Raw genomic sequence first — 14,704 nt, 5'->3', positions numbered from 1 at the left:
ACGGCGTCACCCGGCGGACCGATAACGGGGTGAAGCGGCACGGTGACGGAGGCGACGGGTGGGTGTTCACGGTGAGGCGGTCGGCTTGCTGCGGGAGGCGTTGACCTGGAAGCTGCCCGCCGCGGAGTGGGCGGGCGTGGCGGCCGCGGTCGGCCGTCTGGAGAGCTCCGACGACGTACGGGGCGACCTCGGTCATCTGGAGCTGGCCGGGCCGATGCGGATCGTCACCCGGCACGGCGACCAGCCGGTCACGCCGATGCCCGACGACCTGCGAGAACGGGTCAACGAACTCATTCACACCCTCAGCGCCCCCGACGCCGAGGATCCCGATGGAGCCGGCTGATCTCGCCGATCCCGGCCTGATCGTCCACGTGTTCGCCGCCGCCAAGGGCCCCGAGGCGCGCGAGCACGAACGCCGCCTGCGCGGCATCTGGGACGTGCTCGGCGACCGGCTGGACATGCCCGCGCGGCGGACGGGCGAGATCGAGGTCCGCACCGCCCCTGGGGAGCCGCTCCGGCAGGCCGTGCTGCGGGTGGACGGCGACGTCCGCTGCCTCAGCGTGGCGCTGACCGGCGGAAGCTGGGCGGAGCTGGACCGGTTGTGGCGGGAGTGCGCGGGCGCGACCGGCGCGTGGGTCATGGGCGAGTGCCGGCTGTTCGTCGCCTATGTACGCACCGCACCGACGGCCCGGCGGACCAAGTCCGTACTCGCGGCCCTGCCCGAGGCCGACGGGCGGAGCCGGATGACCACGGTCAGGGGTGTGGCGGTCTGGGAGACCGGCGTCGAGGACGACGAGCGGACCCGGCGGACGTTCGCCCTGCTGGCCCCGCGCGAGCTGGAGGCGAAACTCGACGCCTGGGCGTGGACGCGCGGCGACGACCGCATGCCGCCGCTCGCCAGGCACCTCATGCACGCCGCCAAGCTCCGTTACGAGCTGCGTGTCTACCGGCGCGGCGAAGCCTTCCGCGAGGCCAGGAACCGGGTGGACGAGCAGGTGGAGGCCCTCTTGAAGGCGCTCGGCGACGACGACCTGCCGGACGCGCGGCGGGAGCTGGCCACCCGGCAGATCGCCGCGGCCGGGCTGATCTGGTCCCTGACGAGGCTGCGCGAGCTGCGCAAGACCGCGGAGATCGCCCGGCACAACATGCGCGAGCGGAATCTGGCCGACGACCTGGAGCTGGCCGACTGGTTCCTGCTGCGCCTGGACGACGACCTGGCGTACGGCGAGGCGACGCGGGAACGCGCCCGCGAGATCGGCGTCATCGCCGATCAGGTGATCGCCGAACGGCTGCAGCGCCGGGCGGAGGAGACCGCGCGTCGCTGGGAGCGCTTCCGCGTGCTGGAGACGGCCGTCGTCGGCACGCTGCTGATGATGCTGGCGGCGATCCAGGCGCTCGGCTACCGCGTGCCCGTGCCCGAGCACGTCAAGCCCTACATCGTGGCGGCGCTGGGCCTGACCGCCTTCGCGCTGACCGCGTTCGGCCTCGTCAGATGGCGGAGGAACCGATGAACCCCGAGGACCACCTCCGCGCTTACCTGCGGACCCGCGATCTCCGGGAGCTGGAGTCCGGTATCGCCGCCTACCGGCGCGCGATCGCCCGCGACCCCGATCCTCTGCTGCTGAGCGACCTCGGCAACGCGATCAGCATGCGTTTCGACGCCCTCGGGCAGCCGGCCGACCTGGAGGAGGCCGTCGCCCTGCACCGCCGGGCGGTGACGGCGCTGGCGGGCCGGCCGTACCTGGCCGAGGCCCAGGCATCGCTCGCCGGCGTGCTCGCCAACCACCACCTGACCGCCGAGCGGCACCTGCCCGAAGCGTTGGAGCTGTACGCCGCCGCGCTGCGCGGCACGCTGCACGACAGGCCGATGGTGCTGGCCAACTACGGCATGGCGCGGCAGGGATCGTACCTGCTCACAGGCGACAGGGCCGACCTGCTGGCGGCGGCCGACGCGCTGCGCGCGTCCGTGCGCGGCACCGATCCGGCCGGCCCGGCGGGCACGTACGTGTGGCGGCTGGCCAAGTTCGCCCACGTCCTGATCCCGGCCGCCGACGACCCGGTGCTCGCCGCGGAGCTGAAGGAGACGCTCGCCGTCATCCGCGAGCGGTACGCCCAGGCCCCCGACCACATCAAGCAGGAGATCCACCTTCTCGTGGGAACGGTCCTGCACGCCGAGGACGTCCCGGTCTTCTCGGAGGAGCAGTGGCGGCAGGCCCGCGAGGTCTTCGGCCACCTCAAGACCCATCCCGTGGGCCGGGCCGGCTTCCTGGCGAGCCTGGGCGGCCGGCTGATCGAGGAGGTGCGCCGGTCCGGCCGCCTGGAACAGGCGGACCAGGCGGTCGAACTGCTGCGGCAGGCCCTGGCGCAGAAGCCGCCCGGCGACCCGGAGCGGCCGGCGCTGCACATCGCGCTGGGCGCGGTGCTCGGCATGCGGATCGAGTTCAAGGGGACGTCGGAGGACCTCGACGAGATGATCGCCGCCCTGCGGGCCGGGGTGGCCGAGGTGCCCGCGGGCGACCCGAACGCGGGCATGTTCCGCTCGGACCTCGGCAACGGGCTGCTGCTGAAGTTCCAGCTCGGCGGAGGTCTGGCCGTGCTCGACGAGGCCATCGCCTCCTACCGCAGGGCCCTGGCGGATTCGCCGGACCATCCGGAGCGCGCCATGGCCTGCACCAGCCTCGGCGCGGCGCTGCACTTCAGGTGGGAGGTGACCGGCGACGCGGCCGACCTCGACGAGTCGGTGGACAGCCACACCAGGGCCGCGGAGCTCACCTCGCGGGACCATCAGAACTACGCGTTCTACCTGGCCAACCTCGGGGGCTCGCTGGCGCAGCGCTACCGGGCGGGCCACCGGAGCGAGGACGCGGAGAAGGCGGCGGAGGTCCTGCGGGAGGCGCTGGCCACCGCTCCCGGGACCAGCCCGTACCGGCCCGGCTACCTGACCAACCTCGCCGAGGTGCTGATCGAGCGCTACCACTTCACCGGGCAGAGCGCGGCGCGGGAGGAGGCCGACGAGCTGGTGCGCGAGGCGGCGGCGACGGTGCGGCCGGGCAACATCCAGTGGCCGGGCGTGCTGAACGGCCTCGGCAGAGCGCTCATGCAGGCGGACGACCACGACCAGGCGATCGACGTCCTCCGCCGGGCCCGCGCCGCCGCCCGGCCGGGCACCGTGACGCGGACCAACGCCACCGTCAACCTGGCCACCACGCTGATGCTCCGTTCCACGTCGGAGGAGAGGCCCCGGGCCGTGCTGGCGGCCGCACTCACGAAGATCCTGGCCCCGTCCGCGAAGCAGCGCCTCCTGCCGCGCCGCCGCCGGAACCAGGAGACCCCCGACCTGGACGAGGCCGTCGAGCTCTACAACGAGGCGATCAAGGCCGCGCCTTCGGGCGGCGCGTTCGCCTGCAACGGGCTGGGACTGGCGCTGCGGGCCCGCTACGCGATGACCGGCCGCGGCAAGACCCTCCTGCAGGCCATCCGCTCCCTGCGCACGGCGGTGGCCACGGCGCCGCCGGGCGACCTGACCCTGTCGATCGCGCTGTTCCACCTCGCGGAGGCGCTGACCGACCAGTGGGAGCTGACGAGGGAGGAGAAGGCCAGGGACGAGGCGCTGACCCGCTACCGCGAGGCCGCGGAGGTCGAGACGGCCTCGGCCGGGTGGCGGGCGAGCGTGGGCGAACGCTGGGGCCGGTTCGCCATGGAAGCGGGCGTCGCGGGCGAGGCCGTCGAGGGATTCGCGGTCTCGGTGGGCGCGCTGGACGAGGCGGCCTGGCGCGGGCTCGGCCGCGCGGACCAGGAACGGGTCCTCGGCGAGCACGAGGGCCTGGCCAGGGACGCCGCCGCGGCGGCGATCAGGACCGGCGACGCGGAGCGCGCGCTGGAGCTGCTGGAGCAGGGCAGGGGCGTCATGCTCGCCCAGGTCATCGGGGACCGCGCCGCCCGTGACCGGCTGCGCGCCGCCGCGCCGGAGCTGGCCGACCGGCTCGGCGAGGTGCACGGCGAGCTGGACGCCGCCGAGCGGATGGAACTGCACGACGACCTGGCCCCCGGCGCCGATCGCGGACGGCTCCTGGACCACCGGCACGTCCTGGCGCGTCGCCGCCGCGAGGTGCTGGAGGAGATCAGGCAGCTGCCGGACTTCGTCGACTTCCTGCGCCGGCCGCGCGTCTCCGGGCTGCTGCGCGCCGCCGAGGAGGGCCCGGTCGCGGTGGTGAACGTGAGCTCGTACGGGTGCGACGCGCTCCTGGTGACCGCCCAGGGCGTGCGTGTCCTGCCACTGGGTTTCACCGGCGCGGCGGCCCAGAGCCAGGCCGACCGGTTCGCCGACGCCCTGCGCGACAAGGCCGTGGACGGGGTCGCCGCCTGCCTGGACTGGCTGTGGGAGAACGTCACAGGCCCGGTGCTGGAGGCCCTGGACCGGCCGGGCCGGATCTGGTGGTGCGCCACCGGCCCGCTGACCCTGCTGCCCCTGCACGCCGCGGGCCCGGCGCTGGACATGACCGTGTCCAGCTACACGCCCACGTTGCGGGCGCTCGTCCACGCCCGCGGGCAGTCCGGGCCGCGGGCCGAGCGGCGCGTCCTGCTGATCGGCGTCCCGGTGGTCCCCGGCCAGGCCGCGCTGAAGGGCGTGCACGACGAATTGGAGGCCGCGCGGCGCCGGCTTCCCGGCGCACGTGAGCTGACCGAGGCCGACGCCACCAAGGATCGGGTGCTCCAGGCCCTGGACGACAGCGCCTGGGTGCACTTCGCCTGCCACGCCACGCAGGAGTCGCACGACCCGTCCCGGGCCAGGCTGATCCTGCACGACCGGCCGCTCACCGTACGGGAACTGGCCGTCCACCGGCTGGACCAGGCGGAGCTGGCGTTCCTGAGCGGCTGTGAGACCTCGCGGGGCGGGTCGGTGCTGGCTGACGAGGCGGTGAGCATCGCCTCCGCCGTCCAGCTCGCGGGCTTCCCGCACGTGATCGGCACACTCTGGCCGATCAGCGACCTGCACGCCCCCGCCGTGGTCGACGAGGTCTACGCGATGCTCACCGCCGGGGGCACGCGGGAACCTCACCCCGAGGGTGCGGCTCTCGCGCTGCACACCGCCGTCCGCTCCTTGCGCGCCCGACGGCCGGGCTTCCCGATCTTCTGGGCGCCGTACGTGCACATCGGTCCCTGACGCGGATGGTCACCCACGAGGTGGACCGGGGCGCGCGCCGCGGCCGCGGCCAGGTGCCCGGTCCGTGACCTGGCGCAGACCGGGACTGGCGACTTCACTGATTCGGCGACCGGTCAGTTCTTTCTAGCGTGGGGGCACACTCCCTCGGAAAGGAACTCCTCATGGTGTCGATTCGTCGTGCGACCGTCGCGGACGCGGCGACCGTCCATCGCATGATCTGTGAGATCGCCGAGCATCAGAACCAGCTGTCCGCGGTCACGTTGACCGTCGAACGGCTGGAGGAGCTGCTCACCTGGCCTGAGATCACCTATTTGATCGCGGAGAAGGACGGGCGGGCGGTCGGCTACGTGTCCTGGTTCGAAAGGATCAGCATGTGGGCGGGCACGGACTATGTCGCGTTGGACGACCTGTATGTCCGGGCCGAGGAGCGTGGCAACGGGGTCGGTGAGCAGTTGATGCGCGCGGTCGCGGAGGTCGCGGACGGCAAGGTGATCCGCTGGGAGGTCGCCGAGACCAACGTGGGGGCGCAGCGGTTCTACGAGCGCATCGGCGCCGACCTGTTCACCAAGGTGATCTGCCGCTGGCGGGTGACCGAGCCCGCGGCCGTGTCCGGCGACTGACGGGCGACGGTCAGGCCTCGTCGAGGGCGGTGCAGTGGATGACCGTCGCATCGTCGGCCGCCACCGCGTGCCGCGCCTCCGCCTGACGGACCCGGCGGATGATCTCGGCGGGTCCTTTCGACGCCAGCACGGCCATGACCTCGGGCCACCCGGCGAGCCGGAACCGGTCCACGATGCGGCCGGCTCCGTTGCTGAGCAGGGCGGCGCCGGTCGATGCGGCGATCGGGCAGCTTCCGGTGATCGCCTCGTCCGCCGCCCGCGGGTCGTCCTTGGCCACCCAGAAGCCGCCCGGCCGGTTGCGGTGGGCGCGCAGGTCCCGCAGGAGCCGCCGGTGTTCGTCGCTCCCCCGGGCTGCGGCCTCGATCGCGGGCTCGTACGAGCGGCTGATGATCACCTCCCGGGGATCGGCGACGACGAGCGGCGCGCCGTCCGCCCGGTCCACGACGAGGACCGCGTCACCGAGCACCAGATACTCGGCGAGACCGCCGGACACGCGCAGCACGGCCACGGCCGCCGACGGACTGATGGGGTCGGCGACGTCGCAGGTCTCCCGGTGGTCGTCCGTCACCTGCTCGATGGCCTCGGCGAGCAGCGCCGCGAGGCTACGGTCCGGTACGAGCGACAGGAGGCCGAGGAGGCTGCCCGCCAGGCGGGAGGCGTACCAGGCCACGCCGTGCCGGCAGATCGACGCGGTGCCGGGGATGCCGGCGCCGTCGATCAGCACCGCTGCCGAGGGGACGGCGCCGGCGAAGTCCTCGTTCGCGCGATCGGCCCGTTTCGCGACGGTCGCCATCGCCACCCGCATGCCCTGCCGCCTTCCTGCCGATCGAACCGCCGGCCCGGTCAGAGTCCGGCCTGCCAGGGGGAGTGGAACGGCGAACCGGGGTTGGTGTCACATCTTTGACACTGTAGGTCCGACCAGCCAGTCTTGCCCCCTGGCGCACGGCCCGCGGTCAGTTCCGGGGTGCGATGCGGTAGGACCGGATGACGGTCTGCTCGACGGTGTTGCCTGAGGTGTCGGCGGCCTTCGCGCGCAGGGAGACGAACCCCTCCGCGGCCGGGTGGCTCACCGTGACCTGGCCCTTGCGGATGTGGGCCGCGCTCCAGGTGGCGCCGTCATCGAAAGAGACCTCCACGGTGAGATCACGCACCTCGTCGGCGGTCGCGCCCGGCTGTCGTTCCACACGGACCGGTACCCGGTAGGTTTCGCCGCTGGGTGCGGTGTTACGGGCATCCAGCACTGGGGAGAAGCGGACGACAGAGACCGGCAGCGGGTTGTCGTCCTCGGTGTGCTCGGAGCGGAATGTCCAGGCTGTCGAGATGCGGGTCGACAGGGTGGCGGGTGCGCCCCGCTCGGCCTCCACGACCAGCCGGTAATCCGCTGCGCCCGGTGGGACGTTGAACCCCTTCCCTCCCAGTTCGGATCGTTCGGCGACCAAGACGCCGTCGCGGTAGAGCGCGACGCGCGCCCGGGTGGTGGCCGACCTCCCGGCGTGACCGGCGCCGTCGCCGTACATGGGGACGGTCATGTGGATGGAGTCGCCGGAACGGGTCAGCCTGCCGGACTCCGCGTCTCCCGTCAGGACGGGAGAGAAGACGCCCAGGTTCCACGATTCCCGGTGAACGCGGCCGGGCGTGTAGCCGGTGAGGCTTGACTCCAAGGTGGTCTCACCGCTTGCGGGGCCGTCCTCCCAGAAGTAGCGGCGCCACTTCGCCCCGCCTTCGGCGTTGACGTACTCGACGCGTACGGACGGCGTGCTGAACGTCGTCTCGGTCAGCAGGCCGGTGATCGGGCCGCCGGGCGGCTGCGCGGCGGCGGCGGCGCGACCTCTGCCTCCGATCAGGTGAGCGGCGTAGGCGGTGTGGACGACCGCCAGGTCACTGACGAGCACCTTGCGGCGGAACCCGGTGACCATGCCGCCCTCGTGAAACCATGCGAGCCGGTAGGCGCGGGAGCCGCCGGGCGACACCCACGTCCCGGTGATCTGGGTCAGTGCCCCGTCGTAGGCCTGGTCGGGGCCGAGTTGCGCGGTCGTCATGTTCTCGAACCCGTCCGGCGCGAGGGAATAGGAGGACTTCCCGTCGGTGAAGGTGACCTGGGCGCCGACCTGCGCGGCCGACGGATCAGGCACGGTGACCGAGATCGGCTTGCCCAGGCGGGCGTCCAGGTCGAGGGTCTGGTTCTCGGCCAGGTCGAGGCCGGGGTGGATCAGCTGGGTGGCGTGGTGGCCGTCGAACAGGGTGCTCCTGATCATCCAGCCGCCCTTGGGCAGGCGGAGCGTGGCGGTGCCGTCGCCGGGGTCCTGCACGGTGATGTCTTGGACGATGCCCGAGACGTCGACCCGGTGCAGCGTGGTGAGCTAGTCGGCGGCCGGGGTGCCGTCGCGGCCGGTGTGCTTGAGCGTCAGCGTGTAGGTCTCCTTCTCGTTCTCCACCGCCAGCGGCGTGCTGACCCGAACGTCACCGCCGGCGGCGACGAGGTAGCCGCCGAGGTATCCCACCGGGGCTACCGCGGTGCTGGCGGTGACCGAGACGTCGGCCTGCCCGCCCGCGGGCACTGTCACGGTCGTGGGATTCACCGTGAACGGCTTCGCGTCGCCCTGGTTCTCCACGGACAGCTTCAGCGTCACCGGTGCGGCACCGTGGTTGCGGTAGGTGACCTGCCGCGTGAGGGGCCTGTCGTCGTCGGGCGGCCACTGTTGCACGCCGAAGCCGACGCCGCTGGGCTCGGCGGTCACTGCCTGGGCCGTGGCCCGTCCCACGTCGACCCGGCCCGCGCCCTGGTCGAAGACGCCCGTTGCCGGGTTGGGCGACGCCGATCCCATCAGCGCCGCCTTGAGCGTGCCCGCGCTCCAGTCCGGGTGCTGCCCGGCCAGGATCGCGGCGGCCCCGACGACGTGCGGGGTGGACATCGAGGTGCCGGACATCGCGAGGTAGGAGCCCTCACCGAACGGCGCGTCCTTGGCGGGGGCGGCGACGATGTCCGCCCCGGGCGCGGTGATGTCGGGCTTGAGCGCCGAGTCGGTGACGCGCGGCCCTCTGCTGGAGAAGTCGGCCAGTTCGTCGGACTTGGTGACGGCCCCCACCGCCAGAGCCGCGTCGGCGCTGGCGGGCGACTCCACCGAGCGCTCGGTGCCGGTGTTGCCCACGGCGACCACGAACAGCGTGCCGTGGCGCTGGGTGAGCGTCGCCACCGCCGACTCCAGCGGATCGATCTCGGGGGTGTCGGCGCCGCCCAGGCTCAGGTTGACCACCTTCGCGCCCTGCTCGCTCGCCCACTGCATGCCCGCCAGGACCGCCGACTCCTCGCACCAGCTCACGCAGACCTTCCCGGCCAGGAGGCTGACGCCGGGCGCGACCCCCTTGTACCTTCCGCCGGAGGCGGCGCCGCTGCCGGCGATGGTGGAGGCGATGTGGGTGCCGTGCCCGTCGTGGTCGACGGCGTCGGAAGATCCGGTGAAGTCGGCCTGGGCGCTCACGCGGCCGGCCAGGTCGGGGTGGGTGGCGTCCACACCGGTGTCGAGCACTGCCACCTTCACCCCGGCGCCGGTGTGGCCCCGCTCCCACGCGACGGGTGCGCCGATCTGCTCGACACTGGTGTCCAGCGTCGGCTTGCGCAGGCCGTCCAGCCAGATCTTCGTCGCTCCGCCGGACAGAGCCTTCCGGCCGCCGGCGACGCCGTTCCAGAACCGGGCCCGGTCCTGCCTCGCGGCCCGTACGGCCAGGCCGGACACCACGTCCAGCTCCCGCGTCACGCGGGCGCCGCTCTCGGTCATCACCGAGCGTAGCCCGCCCGCGCGCGCCGGGCCCGAGCCGGTCACGATGAGCGGCAGGTCCTCGCGACGGTCGTCGTAGCCGAACGCCACGAGCGTCTTCACGTCGAACAGTCGCGGATCGAGCCGTCCCCGGCGCACCAACGCGGCGGCGTCGCTGGGTAGGACCCGCAGCCGCCCATCCCGCTCGTCGATGGCGAAGGAGACCCCGGTACGGCCCGCACCCCGCTCGACCAGGACACCACCACCCGGGCCGCTCAGCGTCACCCGGTCTCCGGTGATCAGTGTGACCGTGACGGGAGCGGCGGCCGGCGCGGGCTCGTCCTCGGCCATCGCCGTTCCCGGTGCGGCGAGCGCCAGCACCACGGCCCCCGCCAGTAGCGAAACTCTGCTTCTCATATCCTCTTCCAGCCGGTGTCCCTGTGATCCGCCTCGCATGACGGATCACTCGCACTCCACCGGAAGCGGCGGCGACTTTCACGGGGCGTGAAAGCGGAACGCCTCATCGGTTGAGTAGGGGATGTGACTGTCAATTCGACGGCTGAGGATCTCGCCGATCCACAGGGGACGATCAGCGACGAGGCTCTGGTGGAGGTGTCGCTCCGGACACCCGACCGGTTCGGTGAGATCTACGACCGGTACGTGAGCGAGATCCACGCCTACCTGGGCAGGCGGCTCGACCGGCAGGCCGCGGACGATCTCACGGCCGAGGTGTTCCTGGCCGCGTTCAGGAAACGCGAGACGTTCGATCCCCGGCGTGGCACGGTCCGTCCCTGGTTGTACGGCTTCGCCGGCAACGTGATCGCGTTACACCGGCGCGCCGAAGCCCGGCGGCTGGCGGCGCTGCAGCGCGGCGCCGGCGCGGACGACGGCCGGGAGCACGGCCACGAAGATCGCGTGGTCACCCGTGTGGACGCCGTGAGCACACAGGGACGGCTCGCGGCCGAACTGCGCGCGCTGTCCGACGGCGACAGGGACGTGCTGTTGCTGAGCGCACTGGGCGAGCTGAGCCATGAAGAGGTGGCCCAGGCGCTCGACATCCCGTACGGCACCGTCGGATCCCGCCTGTCCCGGGTGCGCAGAAAGCTTCGTGCCGCCCTGGGCGGCGTCAATCCCTTGCTTGGAGGCTCTGATGGATGAATACCGGGCGGTGCGGGATCTGCTGCCCGCACCGCCGTTGTCGCCCGAGGTCGAGCGAGCCGGGCGCGAACGCCTGCGCGCGGCCTTCGCCCAGGATCGGGTACGGGTGCGGCGTGGCCTCAGGGCCGCCAGGTGGAGCGCGCTGGCGCTCGGGATGGCCGGGGCCGCCGCGGCGGCGGCGATCGTCATCGCGAACATCGCGCCCGCCGGCGTGCCCGCCCCTCCTGGCGCGGCCGTCCAGGCGGACGGCAAGCGGTTCCTGCTGGTCGCGGCCGCCTCAGTGGCCGCCATGCCCGACGAGGGGGCGTGGTGGGGCAGCACGGAGGTCCGCGGCCGGCAGTTCCGCGAACCCGGCGGACGTTACGTCCTGCGTGAGAGCGAGTCGTTCGAGACCTGGATCCCCGCGGATCCCGAAGGGCTCACCTGGTACCGCCACACTCCTCAGGGGATCAAGCCCGCGACGCCCCAGGACGAGGCGGCGTGGATCGCCCACGGCTCGCCGACGTCCTGGACGTATGACAAGCGCTCGGAGACCGGACATTTCGGTGTCGTACGGTCCGAACCCGGTGAGCAGAAGACCTGGTCGACCGAGGACTGGGACTTCCGCATCCGCACGGCGGGCAAGCCGCTGACCAAGATGAGCGAGGTGCCCGAGACTCCTGAGGGGCTGAAGGCGTTCTTCGCCGCCGACGACCGTACGACCATCGACACCGCGGCGCGGCTGCTGTTCTTCGCGCCGGTGACGAGCGGAACCAGGGCCGCCGCGTACCAGCTGCTTGCCTCCGTGCCCGGGGTCACCGCCATCGGGGAGGTGGCCGATGCGCTGGGCCGGGCCGGGCAGGCGATCGAGTATGAGTCCGGCGAGTTCGCGCCGCCGGACTACAGGGGGGCGACCAGGACCCGGCTGGTGATCGACCCAGCCTCCGGGAGGCCCCTTTCCATCGAAGTCCGCTCCGCTGCGGACGGCTTGCTCCTGACGTACACCGCGATCCAGGACAGCCGCTGGGCGGATTCCAACCCATTGAAGGAGAAGGAATGAGATGCACTCTTGCTGTTGCCGCTGGGCTGCTGTTCGCTGGTGTGGCCGCTGCTCCGGCGTTCGCCGACGCGCCGAAGGCGGCGTACTGGCGGGTCGAGGCGACCTACACCATGACCCACCCTCACGCGGTCGGCAGCGGTTATTTCCTGACCGAGCGCCGTGTCAGCACCGACTGGCTGTCGCCGGAGGGCAAGAGCTGGAGCGGCCTGCGTAACCTGGGCGCCAGACCCGCGACCAAGAAGGACGAGGCGGCCTGGCGCGCCGACGGATCTCCGACCACCTGGGCCTACCGCACGGAAGGCATGAAGATCCGCCTGTCCACCCGGCCCGGCAAGGGCTTTATCGGGGAGGCCAAGGACCGGCCCAACGGGTTCCGGCTGGGTGAGAAGTACGTTACGTACCAGCAGCTCCAGGCTCTGCCGACGGAGGCCGAAGCGCTCAGGAAGCAGCTGACCGCCGAGGTCAACACCTGGATCGACGAGGCCGCCGAAGAGGCGAAGACCACCGCCCCGAAGGCCACCAAGAACGACTGGCTGGTCAACCTCGACCGATATGTCGCCCAGCGGGCGGTCGAGCTCCTGTACGCGAACCCGGTACCCGACAAGGTCAGGGCCGCCGCCTACCAAGTCCTCAAGACCACCAAGGGCGTCAGCGACCTCGGCCGGAGCAAGGACCCGCTGGGCCGCTCCGGCCACAAGCTCGCCCTGCCCGTCCCGTCCGGCAAGGGGTCTGAACTCAAGCAGCAGCTCCTCGTGGACACCACGGCCATGACCCTGCTGGCCGAGTACACCGACTTCGGCAAGGGCGGAAAGAAGATGCTCGGGTCCCGCGTGGCGACGTTCAAGGCCGGCTGGACGAACGACAAGCCCGCCGCCCCGGGCGTGAGCTGACCCTGGATTTTCGCCGCAGCCCCGGCCTCCGCGCCGGGGCTGCGGCTTCTCCATGGTCCATGCGGACCAGTCTCATCGATCGAGCCGGAACCGGCAGGGCTTCTCGGCGACATCCGCCTCCCCGTGGAGCCGGGTCACCGTTTCGAGGTGCGTCGGGTGATGGCGTGTTCGAGCCCGTCGAGGATGACGTGCAGGCCGAACTCCTGGGTCGTGGTGGCTGAGGGGATGGCGTGCGTGGTGGCCAGCAGCGGGAACCGGTCGGCGTTGCGGCTGAGCAGGTCGCGCATGACCGGACTCGCGTCGCCCGCCGTCCAGACCTGGGTGCCGGGGGTGGCGGCGGCGTGGGTGGCGCGGATGTGGTTGGACACCAGCATGATCGCGTCCAGGCGTTCGCTCTCGGTCAGGGGGGTGTCGACGAGGGCGCCGAGTGCGCTTTCCGGCCAGGCGGTCTCGCGGGGGCCCATCACGCGGTCGCCCGCGGTGATGGACGGCAGCCAGGGGTGCAGCCGCCAGGCGGCGGAGAGCTCGCGGGCGTACTCTTCGAGCTTGGCCCGCCACCCGCTCACCCTGCCCAGGTCGGGGGCCTCCCCGACTGCGGCCTCGATCATGACGGCGATGAGCTCGCCCTTGTCCCTGACGTAGCGGTAGAGAGCCATCTTGGTGAAGCCGAGCTCGGCGGCGATGCGCTGCATGGAGACCGCCTCCAGACCTTCGGTGTCGGCCACCTTCACGGCGGTGTCGGCGATCTGGTCCAGGTCGAAAGCCGGTTTGGGGCCTCTGCTGGACGGTTTCCGCAGGCCCCACAGCAGCTCGGCGACCGCTTTCTGATCCTCGTTGACGGACATCGCCACACTCCCTCTTGCCATCCCCAAAGAACTGTCTCTAGTATACACAGTGTCCGAGAGACACAGTTTTCGGGGTCGCGCTCCGGCCGTCCCCGCACGGCGATCAAGACGGGACATGCGCATGGGAACGATCAGCAGCTCCGCGTTCGTCAGCCTGGACGGCGTGGTCAACCACATGGACAAGTGGCACTTCGACTACGTCGACGCCGAGTCCGGCAGCCTGGCGCTGGAGCAGCTCCAGGCCGCGGACGCGATGCTGATGGGCCGCAAGACCTACGAGGTGTACGCCGGCGCCTGGCCGGACCGAGGCGGCGGGTACGCCGACGCGATCAACGCCATCCCCAAGTACGTCGCCTCCACCACCCTCACCCAGGCGGACTGGCACAACACCAGCGTGCTCGACGGCGACCTGATCGAGGCGGTCCGGGCGCTGCGCGCCAAGGACGACGCGTCGATCCTGATGCACGGCTACGGCCCGGTGGCCAAGGCCCTCCTCCAGGCGGACCTGCTCGACGAGCTCCACCTGTGGGTGCATCCGCACCTGGCCGGAGTCGGCGAGGCGGACGACCTCCTCCTCCACCCCGGCCTCACCAAGAAGCTCGAACTGACGGCCACGCGCACGCTCCGCTCCGGGGTCGTCGTCCTCACCTTGAGCAACCCCGGCGCGGGATCCTGATCGGGAGGAACACCACATGACTGAAACACCCCCACGGCACGAAAGCGGCGGATTCACCGTGAGTCGCCGTCTGCCCGCCCCCGCCGAGCGGGTCTTCGCCGCCTTCGTCGAGCCGGACAAGCTCGAACAGTGGTTCGTCGTGCCCGGCTATCGCACGCCCGCCGATCGGATGCGGGCCGACACCCGGCCGGGCGGGCGGCTCGACGCGGTCATGATCGCGGACGGGACCGGCGTGGAGATCCCCTTCGGCTTCACCTACGCCGAGATGGACCCGCCCCACCGCGTGGTCCTCGGGTTCCAGGAGCCGCGGGAACTGGTCACCGTGACCCTGTCCGACGCCCCCGACGGGGTCGATCTCACCTACGACTTCGTCTCCTGGCCGGGCCCCGCCGACCCGGACGCGTCCCGGCGCGGCGTCGACGACATGCTCGACCACATCGCGGCGGGGATCCAGCGAGGCACCATCTGATATTCCGCCCCTCGTCGTCACCCGGATCCCTCCATGACCGGTGACGAGGTGGCGTCGCCGACGACCGACAGGAGAGCGCGAGCGCGCC

The 14,704-nt window shown here is 72.0% G+C and carries 13 protein-coding genes; 9 read left to right on the top strand and 4 right to left on the bottom strand.

The window, feature by feature from the left end; genetic code table 11:
• Nucleotides 1–58: 58 nt before the first annotated feature.
• From ACGFI7_RS30355 to ACGFI7_RS30340, 4 genes are all read left to right on the top strand, one after another.
• Entirely contained in the window at nucleotides 59–343 is a 285-nt protein-coding gene (locus ACGFI7_RS30355) for a CATRA system-associated protein (RefSeq protein WP_393410459.1), read from the top strand.
• Nucleotides 330–1,511 carry a CATRA conflict system CASPASE/TPR repeat-associated protein gene (locus ACGFI7_RS30350; protein ID WP_393410456.1) on the top strand — a complete coding sequence of 394 codons (1,182 nt, stop codon included), beginning with the start codon at nucleotides 330–332 and terminating at the stop codon, nucleotides 1,509–1,511. The genes ACGFI7_RS30355 and ACGFI7_RS30350 overlap by 14 nt, the downstream gene beginning before the upstream one ends.
• Entirely contained in the window at nucleotides 1,508–5,164 is a 3,657-nt protein-coding gene (locus ACGFI7_RS30345; RefSeq protein ID WP_393410453.1) for a CHAT domain-containing protein, read from the top strand. Before ACGFI7_RS30350 ends, ACGFI7_RS30345 begins: the two co-directional genes overlap by 4 nt.
• 161 nt (nucleotides 5,165–5,325) lie before the next feature.
• Entirely contained in the window at nucleotides 5,326–5,784 is a 459-nt protein-coding gene (locus ACGFI7_RS30340; RefSeq protein ID WP_393410451.1) for a GNAT family N-acetyltransferase, read from the top strand.
• Nucleotides 5,785–5,794: 10 nt separating this feature from the next.
• On the opposite strand, the gene ACGFI7_RS30335 is transcribed toward ACGFI7_RS30340, so the two are convergent.
• The 3 genes from ACGFI7_RS30335 to ACGFI7_RS30325 all read right to left on the bottom strand — a co-directional run bounded on the left by ACGFI7_RS30335 (nucleotide 5,795) and on the right by ACGFI7_RS30325 (nucleotide 9,956).
• Entirely contained in the window at nucleotides 5,795–6,589 is a 795-nt protein-coding gene (locus ACGFI7_RS30335; RefSeq protein ID WP_393410449.1) for an integrase, read from the bottom strand.
• A gap of 148 nt (nucleotides 6,590–6,737) precedes the next feature.
• Nucleotides 6,738–8,093, bottom strand: a complete 1,356-nt coding sequence (locus ACGFI7_RS30330) for a hypothetical protein (protein WP_393410447.1) — start codon at nucleotides 8,091–8,093, stop codon at nucleotides 6,738–6,740.
• Between the two features lie 51 nt (nucleotides 8,094–8,144).
• Nucleotides 8,145–9,956 (bottom strand): S8 family serine peptidase, encoded by a 1,812-nt coding sequence (locus ACGFI7_RS30325; RefSeq protein WP_393410445.1) that lies wholly within the window; start codon nucleotides 9,954–9,956, stop codon nucleotides 8,145–8,147.
• 123 nt (nucleotides 9,957–10,079) lie between these two features.
• On the opposite strand from ACGFI7_RS30325, the gene ACGFI7_RS30320 reads away from it, so the two are divergent.
• From ACGFI7_RS30320 to ACGFI7_RS30310, 3 genes are read left to right on the top strand one after another with little or no spacing between them, the layout of a single operon-like run.
• Entirely contained in the window at nucleotides 10,080–10,697 is a 618-nt protein-coding gene (locus tag ACGFI7_RS30320; protein WP_393410442.1) for an RNA polymerase sigma factor, read from the top strand.
• Nucleotides 10,690–11,736, top strand: a complete 1,047-nt coding sequence (locus ACGFI7_RS30315; protein ID WP_393410440.1) for a hypothetical protein — start codon at nucleotides 10,690–10,692, stop codon at nucleotides 11,734–11,736. Before ACGFI7_RS30320 ends, ACGFI7_RS30315 begins: the two co-directional genes overlap by 8 nt.
• Before the next feature lie 41 nt (nucleotides 11,737–11,777).
• Nucleotides 11,778–12,626, top strand: a complete 849-nt coding sequence (locus ACGFI7_RS30310) for a hypothetical protein (protein WP_393410437.1) — start codon at nucleotides 11,778–11,780, stop codon at nucleotides 12,624–12,626.
• A 134-nt stretch (nucleotides 12,627–12,760) separates the two neighbouring features.
• Here the strand turns inward: ACGFI7_RS30310 and ACGFI7_RS30305 are convergent, their stop codons facing one another.
• Nucleotides 12,761–13,471, bottom strand: a complete 711-nt coding sequence (locus ACGFI7_RS30305) for a TetR/AcrR family transcriptional regulator (RefSeq protein ID WP_393410435.1) — start codon at nucleotides 13,469–13,471, stop codon at nucleotides 12,761–12,763.
• Between the two features lie 121 nt (nucleotides 13,472–13,592).
• Here ACGFI7_RS30305 and ACGFI7_RS30300 point away from each other — a divergent pair, with 121 nt between their 5' ends.
• Complete coding sequence (locus tag ACGFI7_RS30300) at nucleotides 13,593–14,147, top strand: dihydrofolate reductase family protein (protein WP_393410432.1); 555 nt, start codon at nucleotides 13,593–13,595, stop codon at nucleotides 14,145–14,147.
• A 58-nt stretch (nucleotides 14,148–14,205) separates the two neighbouring features.
• Nucleotides 14,206–14,616, top strand: a complete 411-nt coding sequence (locus tag ACGFI7_RS30295) for an SRPBCC domain-containing protein (protein ID WP_393410430.1) — start codon at nucleotides 14,206–14,208, stop codon at nucleotides 14,614–14,616.
• Nucleotides 14,617–14,704: the final 88 nt, after the last annotated feature.

It is taken from the genome of Nonomuraea sp. NPDC048826 (assembly GCF_043198225.1).
Classification (GTDB): domain Bacteria; phylum Actinomycetota; class Actinomycetes; order Streptosporangiales; family Streptosporangiaceae; genus Nonomuraea.
This window is presented reverse-complemented; position numbering and strand designations above follow the sequence as displayed.

Excerpts from the sequence above, each read along its gene's own strand:
- ACGFI7_RS30350 (WP_393410456.1), top strand. The coding sequence starts at position 330 with ATGGAGCCGGCTGATCTCGCCGATCCCGGCCTGATCGTCCACGTGTTC.
- ACGFI7_RS30345 (WP_393410453.1), top strand. The coding sequence starts at position 1,508 with ATGAACCCCGAGGACCACCTCCGCGCTTACCTGCGGACCCGCGATCTC.
- ACGFI7_RS30340 (WP_393410451.1), top strand. The coding sequence starts at position 5,326 with ATGGTGTCGATTCGTCGTGCGACCGTCGCGGACGCGGCGACCGTCCAT.
- ACGFI7_RS30335 (WP_393410449.1), bottom strand. The coding sequence starts at position 6,589 with ATGCGGGTGGCGATGGCGACCGTCGCGAAACGGGCCGATCGCGCGAAC.
- ACGFI7_RS30325 (WP_393410445.1), bottom strand. The coding sequence starts at position 9,956 with ATGAGAAGCAGAGTTTCGCTACTGGCGGGGGCCGTGGTGCTGGCGCTC.
- ACGFI7_RS30315 (WP_393410440.1), top strand. The coding sequence starts at position 10,690 with ATGGATGAATACCGGGCGGTGCGGGATCTGCTGCCCGCACCGCCGTTG.
- ACGFI7_RS30305 (WP_393410435.1), bottom strand. The coding sequence starts at position 13,471 with ATGTCCGTCAACGAGGATCAGAAAGCGGTCGCCGAGCTGCTGTGGGGC.
- ACGFI7_RS30300 (WP_393410432.1), top strand. The coding sequence starts at position 13,593 with ATGGGAACGATCAGCAGCTCCGCGTTCGTCAGCCTGGACGGCGTGGTC.